The sequence below is a fragment of the Xylanimonas oleitrophica genome, assembly GCF_003244315.1.
In the GTDB taxonomy this organism is placed as follows: domain Bacteria; phylum Actinomycetota; class Actinomycetes; order Actinomycetales; family Cellulomonadaceae; genus Xylanimonas_A; species Xylanimonas_A oleitrophica.
Genome location: NZ_QKWH01000014.1, coordinates 1 through 15,721 on the forward strand (window position 1 = coordinate 1; position 15,721 = coordinate 15,721).

The window sequence follows — 15,721 nt, forward strand, 5'->3', positions numbered from 1 at the left end:
GTCGTGTCGTGCTGCTCCCCCACCTTGGTCTGCACCATGTCGTACGTGGCCCAGTTCCCCGGCGCCCACGCCCCCTGCCGAGCCGTCCCCGCCTGCGGAGCCCGACCCGGTGCGTGCGCCCACCAAGGCGCAGATCCTCGAGGCCGCGGCGTCGGGTGCCCGCTGGTGGGGGCTGTACACCGAGCAGGCGCCGTGGAACTGGGCCACGTACGACATGGTGCAGACCAAGGTGGGGGAGCAGCACGACACGACCATCACCGGGTACTTCCAGGGCTGGGACGGGCCGTTCCGCCCCGAGGGGGTCCAGCGGTCCTGGCAGCACGGCGAGCTGCCCGTGCTGACCTGGGAGGCACGGCCCCTGTCCTCCCCGAACGACCAGGTGATCGAGCCCGACTACACCTCCGAGGTGATCCTCTCGGGCCGCCACGACGAGTACCTGCGCCAGTACGCCCGGGACGTGGCAGCCCTCGGCCTCCCGCTCGCCATCCGGCTCAACCACGAGATGAACGGCAACTGGTACCCGTGGTCGGACGGCGTCAACGGCAACCGGCAGGGCGACTACGTCCGGGTGTGGCAGCACGTCCACGACATCTTCGCGGCCGAGGGCGCCAACGACCTGGTCATCTGGGTGTGGGCCCCGAACCGGGTGAACCTGGTGCCCACCGCCAACCGGAGCGTGGAGTACCTGGCCACCCAGTACCCGGGTGACGACTACGTCGACTGGGTGGGCATGTCCGCCTACTGGCGCCCGCCTTACGGAGACCGCCAGCCCACCTTCGTCGACACGTTCGGTGCGACGCTCAGCCACCTGCGCCAGGTCGCGCCCGGCAAGCCCATCCTGCTGGCCGAGATCGGGGCCAGCGAGATCGGTGACCGCAAGCCCCGGTGGCTCGACCACTTCTTCTGGGGCCTGCGCCAGCCGGAGAACTCCGACATCGTCGGCTTCGCCTGGTTCAACCTCGCCATCACCACCGTGGTGCAGGGCGAGCGTCTGACGAACGACTGGCGCGTCGACTCCCGGCGAGACTCCCTCGCCATGTTCAGCAACGGGCTCGCCAGCACTCCCTGGAGCCCGCTGCCCGAACCCCAGTGAGCACGCAGGCCGGCCCCGGGACCGAGGCCGGCCCAAGCACCCACGAGGCACCCACGAGACCTACGTGACAGACCGACGGAGGAACATCATGGACAGCAACCCGCGCGTCAGCGTGATCGGGACGGGATACCTGGGCGCCACCCACGCCGCGGCCATGGCCGAGCTCGGGTTCGAGGTGGTCGGTGTCGACACGGACCAGGCGAAGATCGACGCCCTCGCGGCCGGCAAGGTGCCGTTCTACGAGCCTGGGCTGGACGTCCTGCTCCAGCGGCACACCGAGTCCGGCCGGCTGCGCTTCACTACGGACCTCGCCGAGGCGGCGCGGTGGGCGGACGTGCACTTCGTGTGCGTCGGCACCCCGCAGCGCGCGACGAGCCATGCCGCCGACCTCTCGTACGTCGAGGCGGCGGTGACGGGGCTGGCCGCCCACCTCGACCACGACGCTCTCATCGTCGGCAAGTCGACGGTGCCGGTGGGCACGGCGGCCCGGCTGCGAGAGCTGATCCGGCCGCAGGTGCCCACCGACCTGCGCGTCGAGCTCGTCTGGAACCCGGAGTTCCTGCGGGAGGGCAAGGCGGTCCACGACACGCTGCACCCGGACCGGATCGTGCTGGGTGGCACGAGCCCGGAGGCGGAGGCCACCCTGCGGACCCTGTACGCCGGCCCGATCGCGGAGGGCACCCCCGTGGTCGTCGCCGACCTGCCGACGGCCGAGCTCGTCAAGGTCAGCGCGAACGCGTTCCTCGCCACCAAGATCTCGTTCGTGAACGCCATCGCGGCGGTGTGCGAGGCGGCAGGCGCCGACGTCACGGTGCTCGCTGACGCGCTGGGTCACGACGTGCGCATCGGGCGGCAGTTCCTCGACGCGGGCCTGGGCTTCGGGGGCGGGTGCCTGCCCAAGGACATCCGGGCGCTCATGCACCGGTCGCGGGAGCTGGGCGCCCACCGGGCGGCCGCGCTGCTGCAGCAGGTCGACGAGATCAACATGGCCCAGCGGGGGCGGACGGTCGCGATGGCGGTCGAGGCCTGCGGAGGCTCCGTGCTGAACCGGCGGGTAGGTGTGCTGGGGGCCGCGTTCAAGCCCGGCACCGACGACGTCCGCGACTCGCCCGCGCTCAACGTGGCCGCGGCCCTGCACCTGCAGGGTGCGCAGGTCACCGTGTACGACCCGCAGGCGGGGGAGACGGCGCGGCGCACGTTCCCCACGCTCGGCTTCGCGACCTCCACGCGCGAGGCGGTGGAGGGCACCGACGTCGTGCTGCTGCTCACGGAGTGGGACGAGTTCCTGGGTGCGGACCCCGCTCAGCTGGCGGGGCTGACCGCGCACCCGCGGGTGATCGACGCACGGGGCCGGCTGGACCTGGGCAGGTGGAGCGCCGCGGGCTGGGAGGTGCGCGGGCTGGGCCGCGCCGCCTGAGCTGGGCGTCGTGGGTACCCCGGGCGGGAGTCGAACCCGCAACACTCCGAGTTTGAGTCGGATGCCTCTGCCAGTTGGGCTACCGGGGCGCGCGGCCGCTGGGGCACGTGCGAGGACCATCGAACCACACGGCGGCCCGGGGCTGGCAGCCCGGGCCGCCACGGTGAGAGCCGTGTCACACGGTGGCGCGTCGGCGACCCGCCGTCGGCCACCCGGAGGCGGGCCGCCCGTCGTGCGGGACTAGGATGAGCCTGTGACCGAGAAGCCCACTGACGAGCGCCCCGCAGCGAAGCTGCCGCTGGACCTGCCCCCGATGATCGAGCAGGAGACCGCCCCTGAGCCCGCTCCCGCAGCGCGCCCGGCGCGACGCGCCGTGGTCGCCGAGGACGAGGCCCTGATCCGCATGGACGTCGTGGAGACGCTCCGTGAGGCCGGCTTCGACGTCGTGGGCGAGGCCGGCGACGGCGAGACGGCCGTCTCTCTCGCCGTCGAGCTCAAGCCCGACGTCGTGGTCATGGACGTCAAGATGCCGGAGCTCGACGGCATCTCCGCGGCGGAGCGCATCGGCAAGGCCCACGCGGCCCCCGTCGTGCTGCTGACGGCCTTCTCCCAGACCGAGCTGGTCGAGCGCGCCCGCGACGCCGGCGCCATGGCGTACGTCGTCAAGCCGTTCACGCCGGCCGACCTGCTGCCGGCCGTGGAGATCGCGATCTCTCGCTACCAGCAGATCGGTGCTCTCGAGGCCGAGGTCGCGGACCTCACGGAGCGCTTCGAGACGCGCAAGCGCGTCGACCGGGCCAAGGGTCTCCTGCAGACGAAGATGGGCCTGTCGGAGCCGGAGGCGTTCCGCTGGATCCAGAAGACGTCGATGGACCGCCGCCTGACGATGCGCGAGGTCGCCGACGCCGTGATCGAGCAGGTCGGCGGGGCCTGACCCGCCGGCCCGCATCGTTGTGCGGGCCTCGGCACGCGGCTATCGTCGGCAGGCGAGTGGCCCGTGCCACCACCAGCGCCAGTCCGAGGAGGGTGAGATGCGCTCGACGCCGGAGATCCGCCCCGCGGACCGTGACGACCTCGTCGCGGTCGCCGCGCTGACCGCGGCAGCGCGCGCTGTCGCCCCGCTGGGTGTCCCGGCCGAGCACGCCACCGAGGACGCCCTGCTGACGCACCTGTCGGTGTACCTCGCCTCGGGCGGGCAGGTGCTCGTGGCCGAGGTCGACGGTCAGGTGGTGGGCTTCCTGCTCGCCCGCACGGTGGGCCCGCACCTGTTCGCCACCGAGTCGGCCCTGGTGGTCGACACGCTCTTCGTCGCCCCCGACGCGCGGCGACGGGGCGTCGGCCACTCGCTCGTGTCCGGTGCGGCGGCGCTCGCCGGCGAGGCGGGTGCTCAGCACGTCTACGGCGTGCCGCCCGCGGGGGACCGCGGGATGCAGCGCTTCCTCGCGCGGCTCGGTTTCGCCCCCGCTGCCGGCCACCGCGTGGTGGCGACCTCGGCGCTCCTGCGGCGCTTCGCCCAGGAGGGCACCGCGCTGCCGCGTCGCGAGGTGCGCCCGCGCGGCCGCCGGGAGTCGACGCGTGCCGCCATCGAGGAGATCATCGCTCGCCGTCGTCGTGCGCGGGAGGCCGGCCTGCCGTCCGGCCCGCTCGACCTGCGTGCGTTCCAGGAGGAGCAGCGACGCGAGGAGCGTCGCCACGAGGAGCGTCGCCACGTGGAGGGGCGCACGGGAGGGCCAGGGCCGGCGCGCTCCGCGTCCTGAGCCCGGGACCCGCACACCCGTCAGGGGGATGACCCTCGCGGAGGGCGGACCCGGGCCGGCAGATGCTGGTGCGGCCGACCCCGTGCGGAACGCCCTCGCCCCGCGGCCGACCTGGTCAGCGCTGGTCGAGCAGCATGCACGTCAGCCGTGACGTGCACACCCGGTTCCCCTCCTCGTCCCGGACGACGATCTCGTACGACGCCAGGCTGCGCCCGAGGCTGAGGGCCACGGCCTCGCCCGTGACGACGCCGGAGCGGGCCGAGCGGTGGTGGGTGGCGCTGAGCTCGATGCCGACGGCGGCACGGCCCGGACCGGCGTGCACCTGGGCCGCCACGGAGCCCAGCGTCTCGGCCAGCACCGCCGACGCGCCGCCGTGCAGCAGCCCCATCGGCTGCGTGTTCCCCGCGACGGGCATCGTGCCGGTCGTGCGCTCGGCGCTCACGTGCGTCAGCTCGATGCCCATCCGCTCGATCAGGGTGCCCGAGAGGTCGTACGGCGCGGCGGCCGCGGCCGGGGAGGTGTCGGTCATGACAGGTAGGTTGGCACCCGTGACGACCTCCGCGCCAACCAGCTCTCCCGACGTGCCCGCCGACGGCCAGGCCCCGCGCCCACGCCTCCTGCTCATCGACGGTCACTCGATGGCCTACCGGGCGTTCTACGCGCTGCCCGACACGATGGCCACCACGTCGGGGCAGGTCACCAACGCGGTGTTCGGCTTCACCTCCATGCTGACCAAGCTGCTCGGCGACGAGCGCCCGACGCACCTGGCCGTGGCGTTCGACGTCTCGCGCAGGTCCTTCCGCACCGAGCGGTACGCCGAGTACAAGGGCACGCGCAGCGAGACGCCGGCGCCCTTCAAGGGCCAGGTGCCGCTCATCAAGGAGGTCCTGGAGGCGCTGCGCGTGCCGGCGATCGAGCGCGAGGGCTTCGAGGCGGACGACATCATCGCGACCCTCGTGACGCAGGCGTCGGCCGCCGGGATGGAGGTTCTCGTCTGCTCGGGCGACCGCGACTCGCTGCAGCTCGTCGACGCGGACGTCACGCTGCTCTACCCGGTGCGCGGCGTCTCGGAGCTGACCCGCATGACGCCCGACGCCGTGGCGGACAAGTACGGCGTGCCGCCCGAGCGCTACCCCGACCTCGCTGCCCTCGTGGGCGAGACCAGCGACAACCTTCCCGGCGTGCCGGGGGTGGGGCCAAAGACGGCCGCGAAGTGGATCACCCAGTACGGGGGCCTGGAGGCCCTGCTCGAGCACGTCGACGAGCTCAAGGGCAAGGCGGCGGAGAACCTGCGCGGGGCCGTCGAGCAGGTCCGCCTCAACCGGGAGCTCAACGCCCTGCTGCGCGACGTCGAGCTGCCGCTGGGCCCGGACGACCTGCGGCTGCAGGGGTTCGACCGGGAGGCCGTGCACCGGGTGTCGGACACGCTCCAGTTCGGCACCCTGCGCGACCGCCTCCTCGCCGTCGACCCGGCGGCGGACGACACCGCCGTCGACCCCGGGGCGGGCTTCGACCTGGAGGTCACCGAGCTGCCTGCCGGCGGGCTCCAGGGATGGCTCGCGGGCCGTAGCGGTCGCGTCGGCGTCGAGGTCTCGGGCCGGGCCGTCCCCGTGGGCGGCGACGCCTGGGGCGTCGCGCTCGCCGACGGCGCCGAGGCGGTGGCCTACGACATGGCCGACATCTCGCCCGCGGACGAGAAGGCGCTCGCGGCGTGGCTCGCAGACCCGGCGGCCCCGAAGGTGCTGCACGGGGCCAAGGCGGCCTGGCACGCGCTGGCGTCCCGCGGGCTCGAGCTCGCCGGCGTCGTCTTCGACACCGAGCTCGCCGCCTACCTGTGCTACCCGGACCAGCGCGGCTACGACCTGGGTGACCTCGTGACGCGGCACCTCGGGCGCGAGCTGAGGGTCGCGGAGGAGGAAGAGGCGCAGGGCGCTCTCGACCTGGACCTCGGTGCGTCCGCTGGGCGGGGAGCGCGCGAGGCCACGAGGGCCGCCGCGGTCCTGGAGCTCGCGGAGGCGCTCGAAGGTCAGCTCACCGACCGCGACGCCGCGGGCCTGCTGTCCGACGTCGAGCTGCCGCTGTCGCGCGTGCTGGAGCGCATGGAGGCAAGGGGTATCGCAGCCGACGTCGAGTACCTCACCGACCTGGAGCGCGCGTTCGCCGACCAGGTCGCCGCGGCGGCGGCCGACGCGTACGAGGCGATCGGTCGGGAGGTGAACCTCGGCAGCCCCAAGCAGCTGCAGGAGGTGCTCTTCGACCAGCTCGGGATGCCCAAGACGAAGAAGACGAAGACGGGATACACCACCGACGCGTCGGCGCTCGCCGAGCTCTTCGCCCGCACGGGCCACCCGTTCCTGGAGCACCTGCTGGCCCACCGGGACGCCAGCAAGCTGCGCTCCACCGTCGAGGGCCTGCTCAAGTCGGTGGCGACCGACGGCCGCATCCACACCACCTTCCAGCAGACGATCGCCGCGACCGGTCGGCTCAGCTCGACCGACCCGAACCTGCAGAACATCCCGATCCGCACCGAGGCAGGGCGCCAGATCCGTCGCGCCTTCCGGGTCGGCGAGGGGTACGAGACGCTGCTGACGGCGGACTACTCGCAGATCGAGATGCGGATCATGGCGCACCTGTCCCAGGACGCGGGCCTGATCGAGGCGTTCCGCTCGGGAGAGGACCTGCACCGCTACGTGGGGTCGCGCGTCTTCGGCGTCGAGCCGGCGGGCGTCACCGCCGAGATGCGCTCCAAGGTCAAGGCCATGTCCTACGGCCTGGCCTACGGCCTCTCGGCCTTCGGCCTCTCCCAGCAGCTCGCCATCACCACGGGTGAGGCGCAGGGCCTGATGGACGACTACTTCGCACGGTTCGGCGGGGTGCGCGACTACCTGGACGGCGTGGTGGAGGAGGCGCGTGCCACGGGCTGGACCGCCACGATCCTCGGCCGTCGGCGCTACCTGCCGGACCTCACGAGCGACAACCGCCAGCGCCGTCAGATGGCGGAGCGCATGGCCCTGAACGCCCCGATCCAGGGCAGCGCGGCCGACATCATCAAGCTGGCGATGCTCAAGGTCCAGGCCGAGCTGGACGCCCAGGGGCTGCGCTCGCGGCTGCTGCTCCAGGTGCACGACGAGCTCGTCGTCGAGGTGTGGCCAGGGGAGCGGGAGCAGGCAGAAGAGGTGCTGCGCACGCAGATGGGTGCCGCGTACGAGCTCGACGTCCCCCTCGACGTCTCGGTGGGCGCCGGCGAGACGTGGCACGACGCCGGTCACTGACCCGCCTGCCGCACCCGCCCCGGGTGCCGTCCGGTCAGCACCGAGGACCCGTGCAGAGGGCCCGCACCGCCGGTGGTGCGGGCCCTCTGCCGTACGGTCGCGCGACCGCGGCGTGGAGAGCGCTCCGGCGCGCGAGCCGCCGTTACAGCGCTCGGGCGCGCTCGAGGAGCGGCTCGGCGGCCTCGGCGAGGAACCTCTCCTGTCCCTCGTCGCCGATCTGGACGAACGCGAGGTCGGTGAAGCCGGCGTCGAGGAACGGGCGGGCGCTCTCGGCGATCCGGTCGAGGTCGGGGCCGCAGGCGATGGATGCGGCGACGTCCTCGGGGCGCACGAACTGGGTAGCGGCGGCGAACCCGGCGGGGGTCGGCAGGTCGGCGTTGACCGCCCACCCGCCACCGAACCAGCGGAACTGCTCGTGGGCGCGTCGGACAGCCGCCTCCTCGTCGGGGTCCCAGCAGATCGGCACCTGGCCGATCACGCGCGAGGGGCCCTCGTGGTGCTCGGCCCAGTCCTGCACGACGTCGGCGTCGGGCATGACCTGGATGAGGTGGTCGGCCAGCGGGGCCAGGGCGGAGACGGACTCGTGACCTGAGACGGCGACGCCGATGGGCACGCCGCCGTCGGGCACGTCCCAGATGCGGGCGGAGTCGACGCGGAAGTACTCGCCCTCCCAGGTGACGAGGTCGCCGGTGTGCAGCTCGCGGACCAGGTGGACGGCCTCCGCCAGCATGTCGTGCCGCACGGCCACGGAAGGCCAGCCCTCCCCGACGACGTGCTCGTTGAGGTTCTCCCCGGACCCGAGGCCGAGGGTGAAGCGACCTTCGGAGAGGAGCTGGAGGGTCGCGGCCTGCTGGGCCACGACGGCCGGGTGGTACCGGATGGTGGGGCACGTGACGTAGGTCATGAGCTCGACCCGCTCGGTGGCCTGGGCGACGGCACCGAGGGTCACCCACGCGTTGGGCGCGTGGCCCTGCTCGGCCAGCCAGGGCGAGTAGTGGTCGCTGCAGACCTCGAAGTCGAAACCGGCCTGCTCGGCGGCGACCGCGTAACGGACGAGGTCGGTCGGAGCGCTCTGCTCGGTCATGAGGGTGTACCCGATTCTCATGCTCCCGACGCTAGGGAGGGCGCGCCCCGCTCGCACCGGGGCGGGCGCCCGGCGTCCCGCGTCCAGGGGCGCCCGGCCACCGCTCAGCGGGCCGTGGTGCCGTCGCGGACGGTGACGAAGACTGCCGTGCCCGGCAGGTAGGCGCCGCGCTCCGGCCCCCATCCGCCCCAGACCTGGTCGTTCCACGCGGGCCACTCCGGCTCGACGACGTCCAGCAGGCGCAGCCCGGCCCGGGCGACGTCCCTGACGTGGTCGCCCAGGGTGCGGTGGTACTCGGCGTACAGGACGCGGCCGGCGGCGTCCTGCTCCACGTAGGGGCGCCGGTCGAAGTAGGAACGGATCGCGGTGAGCCCGCGCGTGGTCGGGTCGTCGGGGAACGCCCATCGCAGCGGGTGCGTCACGGAGAAGACCCAGCGTCCGCCGGGCCGCAGGACGCGCGCGGCCTCGGCGTGGACGCGCGCGGCGTCGGGCACGAACGGGATGGCGCCGAACGAGGTGAAGACGACGTCGAAGGAGGCGTCGGCGAAGGGCAGCGCACGAGCGTCGGCCTGCAGCACCGGCACGTGGACGCCCGTGGCGGTGTCGAGGCGTGCGGCGCCGGCGAGCATGCCGGCGGAGACGTCCGTGGCGACCACGTCCGCGCCCTGGGCGGCCAGCCAGCGGGAGCACTGGGCGGCGCCGGCCCCGACCTCGAGGACCTGCCGGCCGACGACGTCGCCGAGCAGCCCGGCCTCGGCCTCGGTGAGGCCTTCGGGACCCCACCGGAAGGCGGCGTCGCCGAGGAACTCACCGTGCTCCTCGAGGTACTCGGCGGCGTTGGCGTCCCACCAGCCGCGGCCGGCGGCGCCGCCCTCGGCGTCGGGGACGTGGTGAAATCCGACGGACTCGATGTCGCTCATGCGTGCCATTCTGACGTGGACAGGCCACACCGCTACGATCGCACCGGTACGCGGGTCGCGTGCCGCGGCGCTAGCGAGAGGCGTGAGGTTCGTGCGAGTCGGAGTCCTGACCGGAGGCGGCGACGTGCCTGGCCTCAACGCGGCGATCCGTGCGGTGGTCAAGCGGGGTGAGGGAGAGCACGGCCACTCGGTGATCGGGTTCCGCAACGGGTGGCGCGGCCTGGCGGACGGTGACGTGCTCCCGCTGACCCGCCAGCACATCCGCAACGTGCTGGCGACCGGTGGCACCCTGCTCGGCACGGCCCGGTACCACCCGAACGAGGCGGACGGCGGCATCGACGCGGTGCTCGCGACGCTCGAGGCCGAGCGGATCGAGGCGCTGATCTGCATCGGCGGGGACGGCACGCTGCACGCGGCGAGCAAGGTCGCCGAGGCGGGCGTGCGGATGGTCGCGATCCCCAAGACGATCGACAACGACGTGTGGGGCACCGACCGCTCGATTGGCTTCGACACGGCCGTGACGATCGCGACAGAGGCGGTGGACCGGATCCACACCACGGCCGAGTCGCACAACCGGGTGATGATCGTGGAGGTGATGGGGCGCTCGGCGGGCTGGATCGCGACGACGGCAGGCATCGCCGGCGGGGCCGAGCTGGTGCTGGCCCCCGAGGCGCCGTTCGACATCGACCGGGTGGTGCGGTTCCTCAAGCACCGGCACCGGGCGCACGCGAGCTTCTCGATCATCGTGGTGGCCGAGGGTGCGGTGCCGGCGGCCGGCACGTCGATGGAGTACGAGACGCAGCTCGGCCGGTTCGGGGAGATCGTGGCGGGGAGCGTGAGCGAGCGGCTCAAGGCGGAGATCGAGCAGCGCACCGGGTTCGACACCCGCGTGACGGTGCTGGGGCACATCCAGCGCGGCGGCATCCCGACCCCGGCCGACCGCATCCTCGGCTCACGGTTCGGGGTGGCGGCGATCGATGCGGTGACGCGCGGCGAGACCGGGGTGATGACGGCGCTGCGCGGCGACGACGTGGTGCTGGTCCCTCTCGCGGACGTCGCGGGGAAGGTCAAGCACGTCCCGGCGGAGATGCTCGAGGTGGCACGCGCCCTGGCGTGACGCACGCGCCCCGTGGTGGCGTTGACCCTGGCTGCCGGCCATCGCTAAGATGGACGGCGGTGCCGTGCGCCCGTCGTCAGTCCACAGCCTGGACGGCGGTGTGGGGCTCGATCACCAAGTCCCTGTCCGCACGACTCCTTGTCCGCATCGGAGCATCCACTACATGACCATCTCCACCACGAAGTCCGCCCCGCAGGTCGCCGTCAACGACATTGGCACCGAGGACGACTTCCTTGCCGCCGTCGACGCCACCATCAAGTACTTCAACGACGGTGACATCGTCGAGGGCACGATCGTCAAGGTCGACCGTGACGAGGTCCTCCTTGACATCGGCTACAAGACCGAGGGCGTCATCCCCTCGCGCGAGCTCTCCATCAAGCACGACGTCGACCCGGGCGAGGTCGTCGCCGTCGGTGACGCCGTCGAGGCGCTCGTCCTCCAGAAGGAGGACAAGGAGGGTCGCCTGATCCTGTCCAAGAAGCGCGCCCAGTACGAGCGCGCCTGGGGCACGATCGAGAAGATCAAGGAGGAGGACGGCGTCGTCACCGGCACCGTCATCGAGGTCGTCAAGGGCGGCCTCATCCTCGACATCGGGCTGCGCGGCTTCCTGCCCGCCTCCCTCGTGGAGATGCGTCGTGTCCGCGACCTCCAGCCGTACGTCGGCAAGGAGATCGAGGCCAAGATCATCGAGCTCGACAAGAACCGCAACAACGTCGTCCTCTCGCGCCGTGCGTGGCTCGAGCAGACGCAGTCCGAGGTCCGCTCCACCTTCCTGCAGACGCTGCAGAAGGGCCAGGTGCGCCCCGGTGTGGTCTCGTCGATCGTCAACTTCGGTGCGTTCGTGGACCTCGGCGGCGTCGACGGTCTCGTGCACGTCTCGGAGCTGTCCTGGAAGCACATCGACCACCCCTCCGAGGTCGTCGAGGTGGGCCAGGAGGTCACGGTCGAGGTCCTCGACGTCGACTTCGACCGCGAGCGTGTCTCCCTGTCGCTGAAGGCGACGCAGGAGGACCCGTGGCAGACGTTCGCCCGGACCCACGCGATCGGTCAGGTCGTCCCGGGCAAGGTCACCAAGCTCGTCCCGTTCGGTGCGTTCGTGCGCGTCGAGGACGGCATCGAGGGTCTGGTGCACATCTCCGAGCTGGCGCAGCGCCACGTCGAGCTGCCCGAGCAGGTCGTCACCGTCGGCCAGGAGGTGTTCGTCAAGGTCATCGACATCGACCTGGAGCGCCGCCGCATCTCGCTCTCGCTCAAGCAGGCCAACGAGGGCGTGGACCCGGAGTCCGAGGACTTCGACCCCGCGCTGTACGGCATGGCCGCCGAGTACGACGAGAACGGCGAGTACAAGTACCCGGAGGGCTTCGACCCCGAGACCAACGAGTGGCTCGAGGGCTTCGAGGCGCAGCGCGAGGCCTGGGAGGCGGAGTACGCCAAGGCTCACGCCCGCTGGGAGTCGCACCGCGAGCAGGTTCGTGCGGCCCTGTCGGCCGACGCCGACGCTGCTGCGGACGCCGTGACCGGTGGCAGCACCGGTGGTGGCTCCTCCTCGTCGTCGTACACCTCGGCCCCCGCGGCCGAGGCGACCGGCACGCTCGCCTCGGACGAGGCGCTCGCCGCTCTGCGCGAGAAGCTCACCGGCAACTGATCTCCGATCGGTCGCTCTGGAGGCCCGTCACCCGCGAGGGTGGCGGGCCTCCGTCGTGCCCGGGGAGGGCTCTCCCTCTCAGCGTCCCGCTCGTCGTCCCCGCCTGCCGCCGCCCCCTCCGTCCTGCCCCGCCAGCTCGCTCCGTCGCCCCGGCCGGCGGTGGCTGGTGGCTCCCGTCTCGCCGCCCGCGGTCCCGGGAGATGGCGCGGGGCGGCCTAGGGTGGCGCGCATGGCTTGGCGCACGCTGCGGTCCCGCACCGCCTACGAGAACCGTTGGATCCGCGTCCGGGAGGACGCCGTCGAGATGCCGGACGGCCGCGAGGGCGTCTACGGCGTGGTGGAGCTGCGGCACCCCGCGGTGTTCGTCGTGGCGCTCGACGAGGCAGAGGACGGCGACGTGCGGGTCCTGCTCGTCGATGTCGACCGGTACACGGTGGGTCGCTCGCTCGAGGTGGTGGCCGGCGGGACCGACGGGCAGGACCCGCTCGCGGCTGCGCAGCGTGAGCTGCGCGAGGAGGCGGGCCTGGAGGCCGAGGAGTGGACCGAGGTCGGTGCGGCGGACGCGCTCAACGGCGTGTGCGTCGCCCCGGAGCGCGTGTTCGTCGCCCGGGGTGTGCGCCGGGCGACGGGCGACGCCGAGCTGGCCGCGACCCAGCAGGAGGACGGCATCGCGGGCGCCCGCTGGGTGCCGTTCGGCGAGGTGCTCACCATGGTGGCCCGGGGAGAGATCACGGACGGGGAGACGGTGATGGCGCTGGCGATGGCGGGGATCCACCTCGGCCGGTTCCGCTGACCGGTCCGGGCTCTGCGGTGCTGGGTGCCCCGGCCGGCTGTGCGCTGGCCGGGGCGAACTGCGTGCGGTAGAGCTCGGCGTACAGGCCGTCGGCGTCGAGCAGCTGGGTGTGCGTGCCCTGCTCGACCACGCGCCCGTCGTCGAGCACGACGATGAGGTCCGCCTGGCGGACCGTCGACAGGCGGTGCGCGATGACCAGCGAGGTCCGCCCCGCGAGGGCGGTGTCGAGCGCGGCCTGGACGGCGGCCTCGGACTCGGAGTCGAGGTGCGCGGTGGCCTCGTCGAGGACGACGACGTCGGGCGCCTTCAGCAAGAGGCGGGCGATCGCGAGGCGCTGACGCTCACCGCCGGAGAGGCGGTAGCCCCGGTCGCCGACGACGGTGTGCAGGCCCTGGGGCAGCGAGGCGACGAGGTCCCAGACGCGCGCGGCGCGCATGGCCGCCTCGAGCTCGGAGTCTGTCGCCTCGGGGCGGGCGTAGCGCAGGTTCGCGGCGACCGTGTCGTGGAAGAGGTGCGCCTCCTGGGAGACCACGCCGACGGTCGCGCGCAGCGACTCGAAGGTCACGTCGCGCAGGTCGACGCCTGCGATGCGGACGGCGCCGCTGGTGGGGTCGTACATGCGGGAGACGAGCTGCGAGACGGTGGTCTTGCCTGCGCCAGACGGCCCCACGAGCGCGACCATCGCGCCGGCGGGCGCGCTGAGGCTGACGTCGTGGAGGGTGTCGGTGACGGTGTCCTTGCCGAGCGGGGCTGCGGGCTCGAGGGAGGCGAGGGAGACCTCGTCGGTGCCCGGGTACCTGAACTGCACGTGGTCGAGCTCGATGCTCGCTCCTGCGGCGGCGACCGCGGCGCGCAGGTCGTCGGCGTCGTCCTTCTCGGCGACGCTGGGGACGAGGTCGAGCACCTCGAGGACGCGCTCGAAGCTGACCAGCGCCGTCATGACGTCGACCTGGACGTTCGACAGGGCCGTGAGGGGTCCGTAGAGGCGGCCGAGGTAGGCGGTGAGGGCGACGACGACGCCGACGGTCAGGGTGCCGGTGATGGCCTGGAGGCCGCCGACGGCGTACACGAGGGCGATGGCCACCGAGGCGAGCGTGGTCAGCCCGACCCGGAACCAGGTGCTCACGAGGGCGCGCTGGACGCCGACGTCGCGCAGCGCCCGCGCCTGCGCAGCGTACCGGGCCGATTCGCGTGCCGGGTCGCCGAACACCTTGGCGAGGTGGGCACCGGCGACGTTGAACCGCTCGTTCATCAGCTGGCCGGCGTCGGCGTTGAGCTCGTAGGTGCGGCGCGTGAGGTCGGCGAGGCGGCGTCCGAACCACCGGGCGGGCAGCACGAACGCGGGCAGGAGCACGAGCGCCAGGAGGGTGAGCTGCCAGGACATGACGACCATCGCGCCGAGCGTGAAGGCGACGGTGAGGCTGTTGGAGACGACGGTCTGGAGCGTGGAGGTGAAGGCTTGCTGCGCGCCGAGCACGTCACCGTTGAGCCGCTGCACGAGCGCGCCCGTGCGGGCGCGCGAGAAGAAGGCGAGGGGCATGCGCTGGACGTGGTCGAAGACGGCGGTGCGCAGGTCGAGGACGAGGCCCTCGCCCACGTGGGCGGACACCCACCGTTCGACCACTGCGAGCCCGGCCGAGACGAGCGCGAGCCCCGCGGCCGCGAGGCCCAGGGCCACGACGAGCCCTCGGTCACCCTGGGCGATGCCGTCGTCGATCAGGTGGCGGAACAGGAGCGGGGTGGCGGCGCCGGCTGCGGCGTCGACCGCGAGGAGCACGAGGAAGAACGTGAGGCGGCCGCGGTAGGGGCGGGCGAAGCGGAGCACCCGGCGCAGGGTGTCGCGGGCCAGGCGGTGGTCGGCCACCGACCGGTCCTGCGTGAAGGTGCGCATGGTGCGGCCGCCCATGCCGCCGGGGCCGCCGGCGGGGGAGTGCATGCTCATGGGGGCCTCCTGGGGTCGGCCGGCTGCGTCGGGCGGCAGGCTGCGAGCGGGTAGTGAGCCTGGCTCACCATCTCCTAACCTCAGGACCTTGGCTAGCATTCCCGGCATGGACCCCCAGCGCGGGACGCACGTGACGGACGACGTGGCCGGTGCCTTCGTCGAGGCCCTGACCGAGGCGAGCCGTGCGCTGCGCCGTGACGCGGCGGCGTCGCGCGAGGGCGTCACCCCCGGGCAGACGCGCCTCCTGCGCGTCCTCGCGCGGGCCGAGGGGCCGCTCCGTGCGGTCGACCTGGCCACGGCGCTCGACGTCGCCCCGCGCTCGGTCACGAGCAAGGTGGACCAGGCCGAGGCCGAGGGGCACGTGAGACGGCTGCCGGACCCGCAGGACCGCAGGGTGCGGCTCGTCGAGCTCACCGACGCGGGCCGTGACGCGCTCCGGCGCGTCTGGGCGGAGCGTCGCCGTGGTGCGGCCACCCGGCTCGAGCGGCTGGCGCCCGCCGAGCGCGAGGAGCTGGTGCGGCTCTTGCGGGCCGTCGCCGGCTCCCGGGGCGACGGCGGCGCACCGGCGGGGCCGGACGTTCCCCGGACCCGCGGCGGGTGAGCGGTGCCGGCGCCGGACGCTGCGTCGCGCCGGGTAGTACGTGGGAGGGGGTTGTGCCGGGCAGGGCGCGCACCATAGGG

General features: G+C 73.1%; 13 protein-coding genes and 1 tRNA gene. 9 read left to right on the forward strand and 5 right to left on the reverse strand.

All coding sequences use genetic code 11. The features are described from left to right. Positions 1 to 109: 109 nt before the first annotated feature. Both DNL40_RS13855 and DNL40_RS13860 read left to right on the forward strand, forming a co-directional pair. Positions 110 to 1,093: a glycoside hydrolase family 26 protein gene (locus tag DNL40_RS13855; RefSeq protein WP_111251859.1), complete on the forward strand. Its 984-nt coding sequence runs from the start codon at positions 110 to 112 to the stop codon at positions 1,091 to 1,093. An 88-nt stretch (positions 1,094 to 1,181) separates the two neighbouring features. After that, entirely contained in the window at positions 1,182 to 2,510 is a 1,329-nt protein-coding gene (locus DNL40_RS13860) for a UDP-glucose dehydrogenase family protein (RefSeq protein WP_111251860.1), read from the forward strand. Between the two features lie 15 nt (positions 2,511 to 2,525). On the opposite strand, the gene DNL40_RS13865 is transcribed toward DNL40_RS13860, so the two are convergent. Then, positions 2,526 to 2,599: transfer RNA gene (locus DNL40_RS13865), tRNA-Leu, on the reverse strand. 224 nt (positions 2,600 to 2,823) lie between these two features. On the opposite strand from DNL40_RS13865, the gene DNL40_RS13870 reads away from it, so the two are divergent. Then, positions 2,824 to 3,444, forward strand: coding sequence for an ANTAR domain-containing response regulator (locus tag DNL40_RS13870; protein ID WP_111251945.1), 621 nt, complete (start codon positions 2,824 to 2,826; stop codon positions 3,442 to 3,444). A 97-nt stretch (positions 3,445 to 3,541) separates the two neighbouring features. Further along, a complete protein-coding gene (locus DNL40_RS13875) occupies positions 3,542 to 4,267 on the forward strand; it encodes a GNAT family N-acetyltransferase (protein WP_111251861.1) in 726 nt (241 codons plus the stop codon). Between the two features lie 115 nt (positions 4,268 to 4,382). Here the strand turns inward: DNL40_RS13875 and DNL40_RS13880 are convergent, their stop codons facing one another. Then, on the reverse strand, positions 4,383 to 4,796 hold the full coding sequence (locus DNL40_RS13880; RefSeq protein ID WP_111251862.1) for a hotdog fold thioesterase: 414 nt from the start codon (positions 4,794 to 4,796) through the stop codon (positions 4,383 to 4,385). Between DNL40_RS13880 and polA the strand changes: the two genes are divergently transcribed. Then, positions 4,795 to 7,539 carry a DNA polymerase I gene (gene polA, locus DNL40_RS13885; RefSeq protein WP_111251863.1) on the forward strand — a complete coding sequence of 915 codons (2,745 nt, stop codon included), beginning with the start codon at positions 4,795 to 4,797 and terminating at the stop codon, positions 7,537 to 7,539. The genes DNL40_RS13880 and polA overlap by 2 nt on opposite strands. Positions 7,540 to 7,681: 142 nt before the next feature. Here polA and DNL40_RS13890 read toward each other — a convergent pair whose 3' ends face one another. Both DNL40_RS13890 and DNL40_RS13895 read right to left on the reverse strand, forming a co-directional pair. Continuing rightward, positions 7,682 to 8,644 carry an LLM class F420-dependent oxidoreductase gene (locus DNL40_RS13890; RefSeq protein ID WP_111251864.1) on the reverse strand — a complete coding sequence of 321 codons (963 nt, stop codon included), beginning with the start codon at positions 8,642 to 8,644 and terminating at the stop codon, positions 7,682 to 7,684. 83 nt (positions 8,645 to 8,727) lie between these two features. Beyond that, complete coding sequence (locus DNL40_RS13895; protein WP_111251946.1) at positions 8,728 to 9,543, reverse strand: class I SAM-dependent methyltransferase; 816 nt, start codon at positions 9,541 to 9,543, stop codon at positions 8,728 to 8,730. Between the two features lie 91 nt (positions 9,544 to 9,634). Between DNL40_RS13895 and DNL40_RS13900 the strand changes: the two genes are divergently transcribed. From DNL40_RS13900 to DNL40_RS13910, 3 genes are all read left to right on the forward strand, one after another. Next, positions 9,635 to 10,660, forward strand: coding sequence for a 6-phosphofructokinase (locus DNL40_RS13900; RefSeq protein WP_111251947.1), 1,026 nt, complete (start codon positions 9,635 to 9,637; stop codon positions 10,658 to 10,660). Between the two features lie 163 nt (positions 10,661 to 10,823). Beyond that, the gene (rpsA, locus tag DNL40_RS13905) at positions 10,824 to 12,305 is read left to right on the forward strand and encodes a 30S ribosomal protein S1 (RefSeq protein ID WP_111251865.1); all 1,482 of its coding nucleotides are present in this window, start codon (positions 10,824 to 10,826) and stop codon (positions 12,303 to 12,305) included. A 229-nt stretch (positions 12,306 to 12,534) separates the two neighbouring features. Next, positions 12,535 to 13,098, forward strand: a complete 564-nt coding sequence (locus DNL40_RS13910; RefSeq protein ID WP_111251866.1) for an NUDIX domain-containing protein — start codon at positions 12,535 to 12,537, stop codon at positions 13,096 to 13,098. Here DNL40_RS13910 and DNL40_RS13915 read toward each other — a convergent pair. Next, on the reverse strand, positions 13,034 to 15,040 hold the full coding sequence (locus tag DNL40_RS13915; protein WP_111251867.1) for an ABC transporter ATP-binding protein: 2,007 nt from the start codon (positions 15,038 to 15,040) through the stop codon (positions 13,034 to 13,036). The two genes, DNL40_RS13910 and DNL40_RS13915, sit on opposite strands and share 65 nt — an antisense overlap. A 106-nt stretch (positions 15,041 to 15,146) precedes the next feature. Here DNL40_RS13915 and DNL40_RS13920 point away from each other — a divergent pair, with 106 nt between their 5' ends. Then, positions 15,147 to 15,641, forward strand: a complete 495-nt coding sequence (locus tag DNL40_RS13920; RefSeq protein ID WP_111251868.1) for a MarR family winged helix-turn-helix transcriptional regulator — start codon at positions 15,147 to 15,149, stop codon at positions 15,639 to 15,641. Positions 15,642 to 15,721 lie beyond the last annotated feature (80 nt).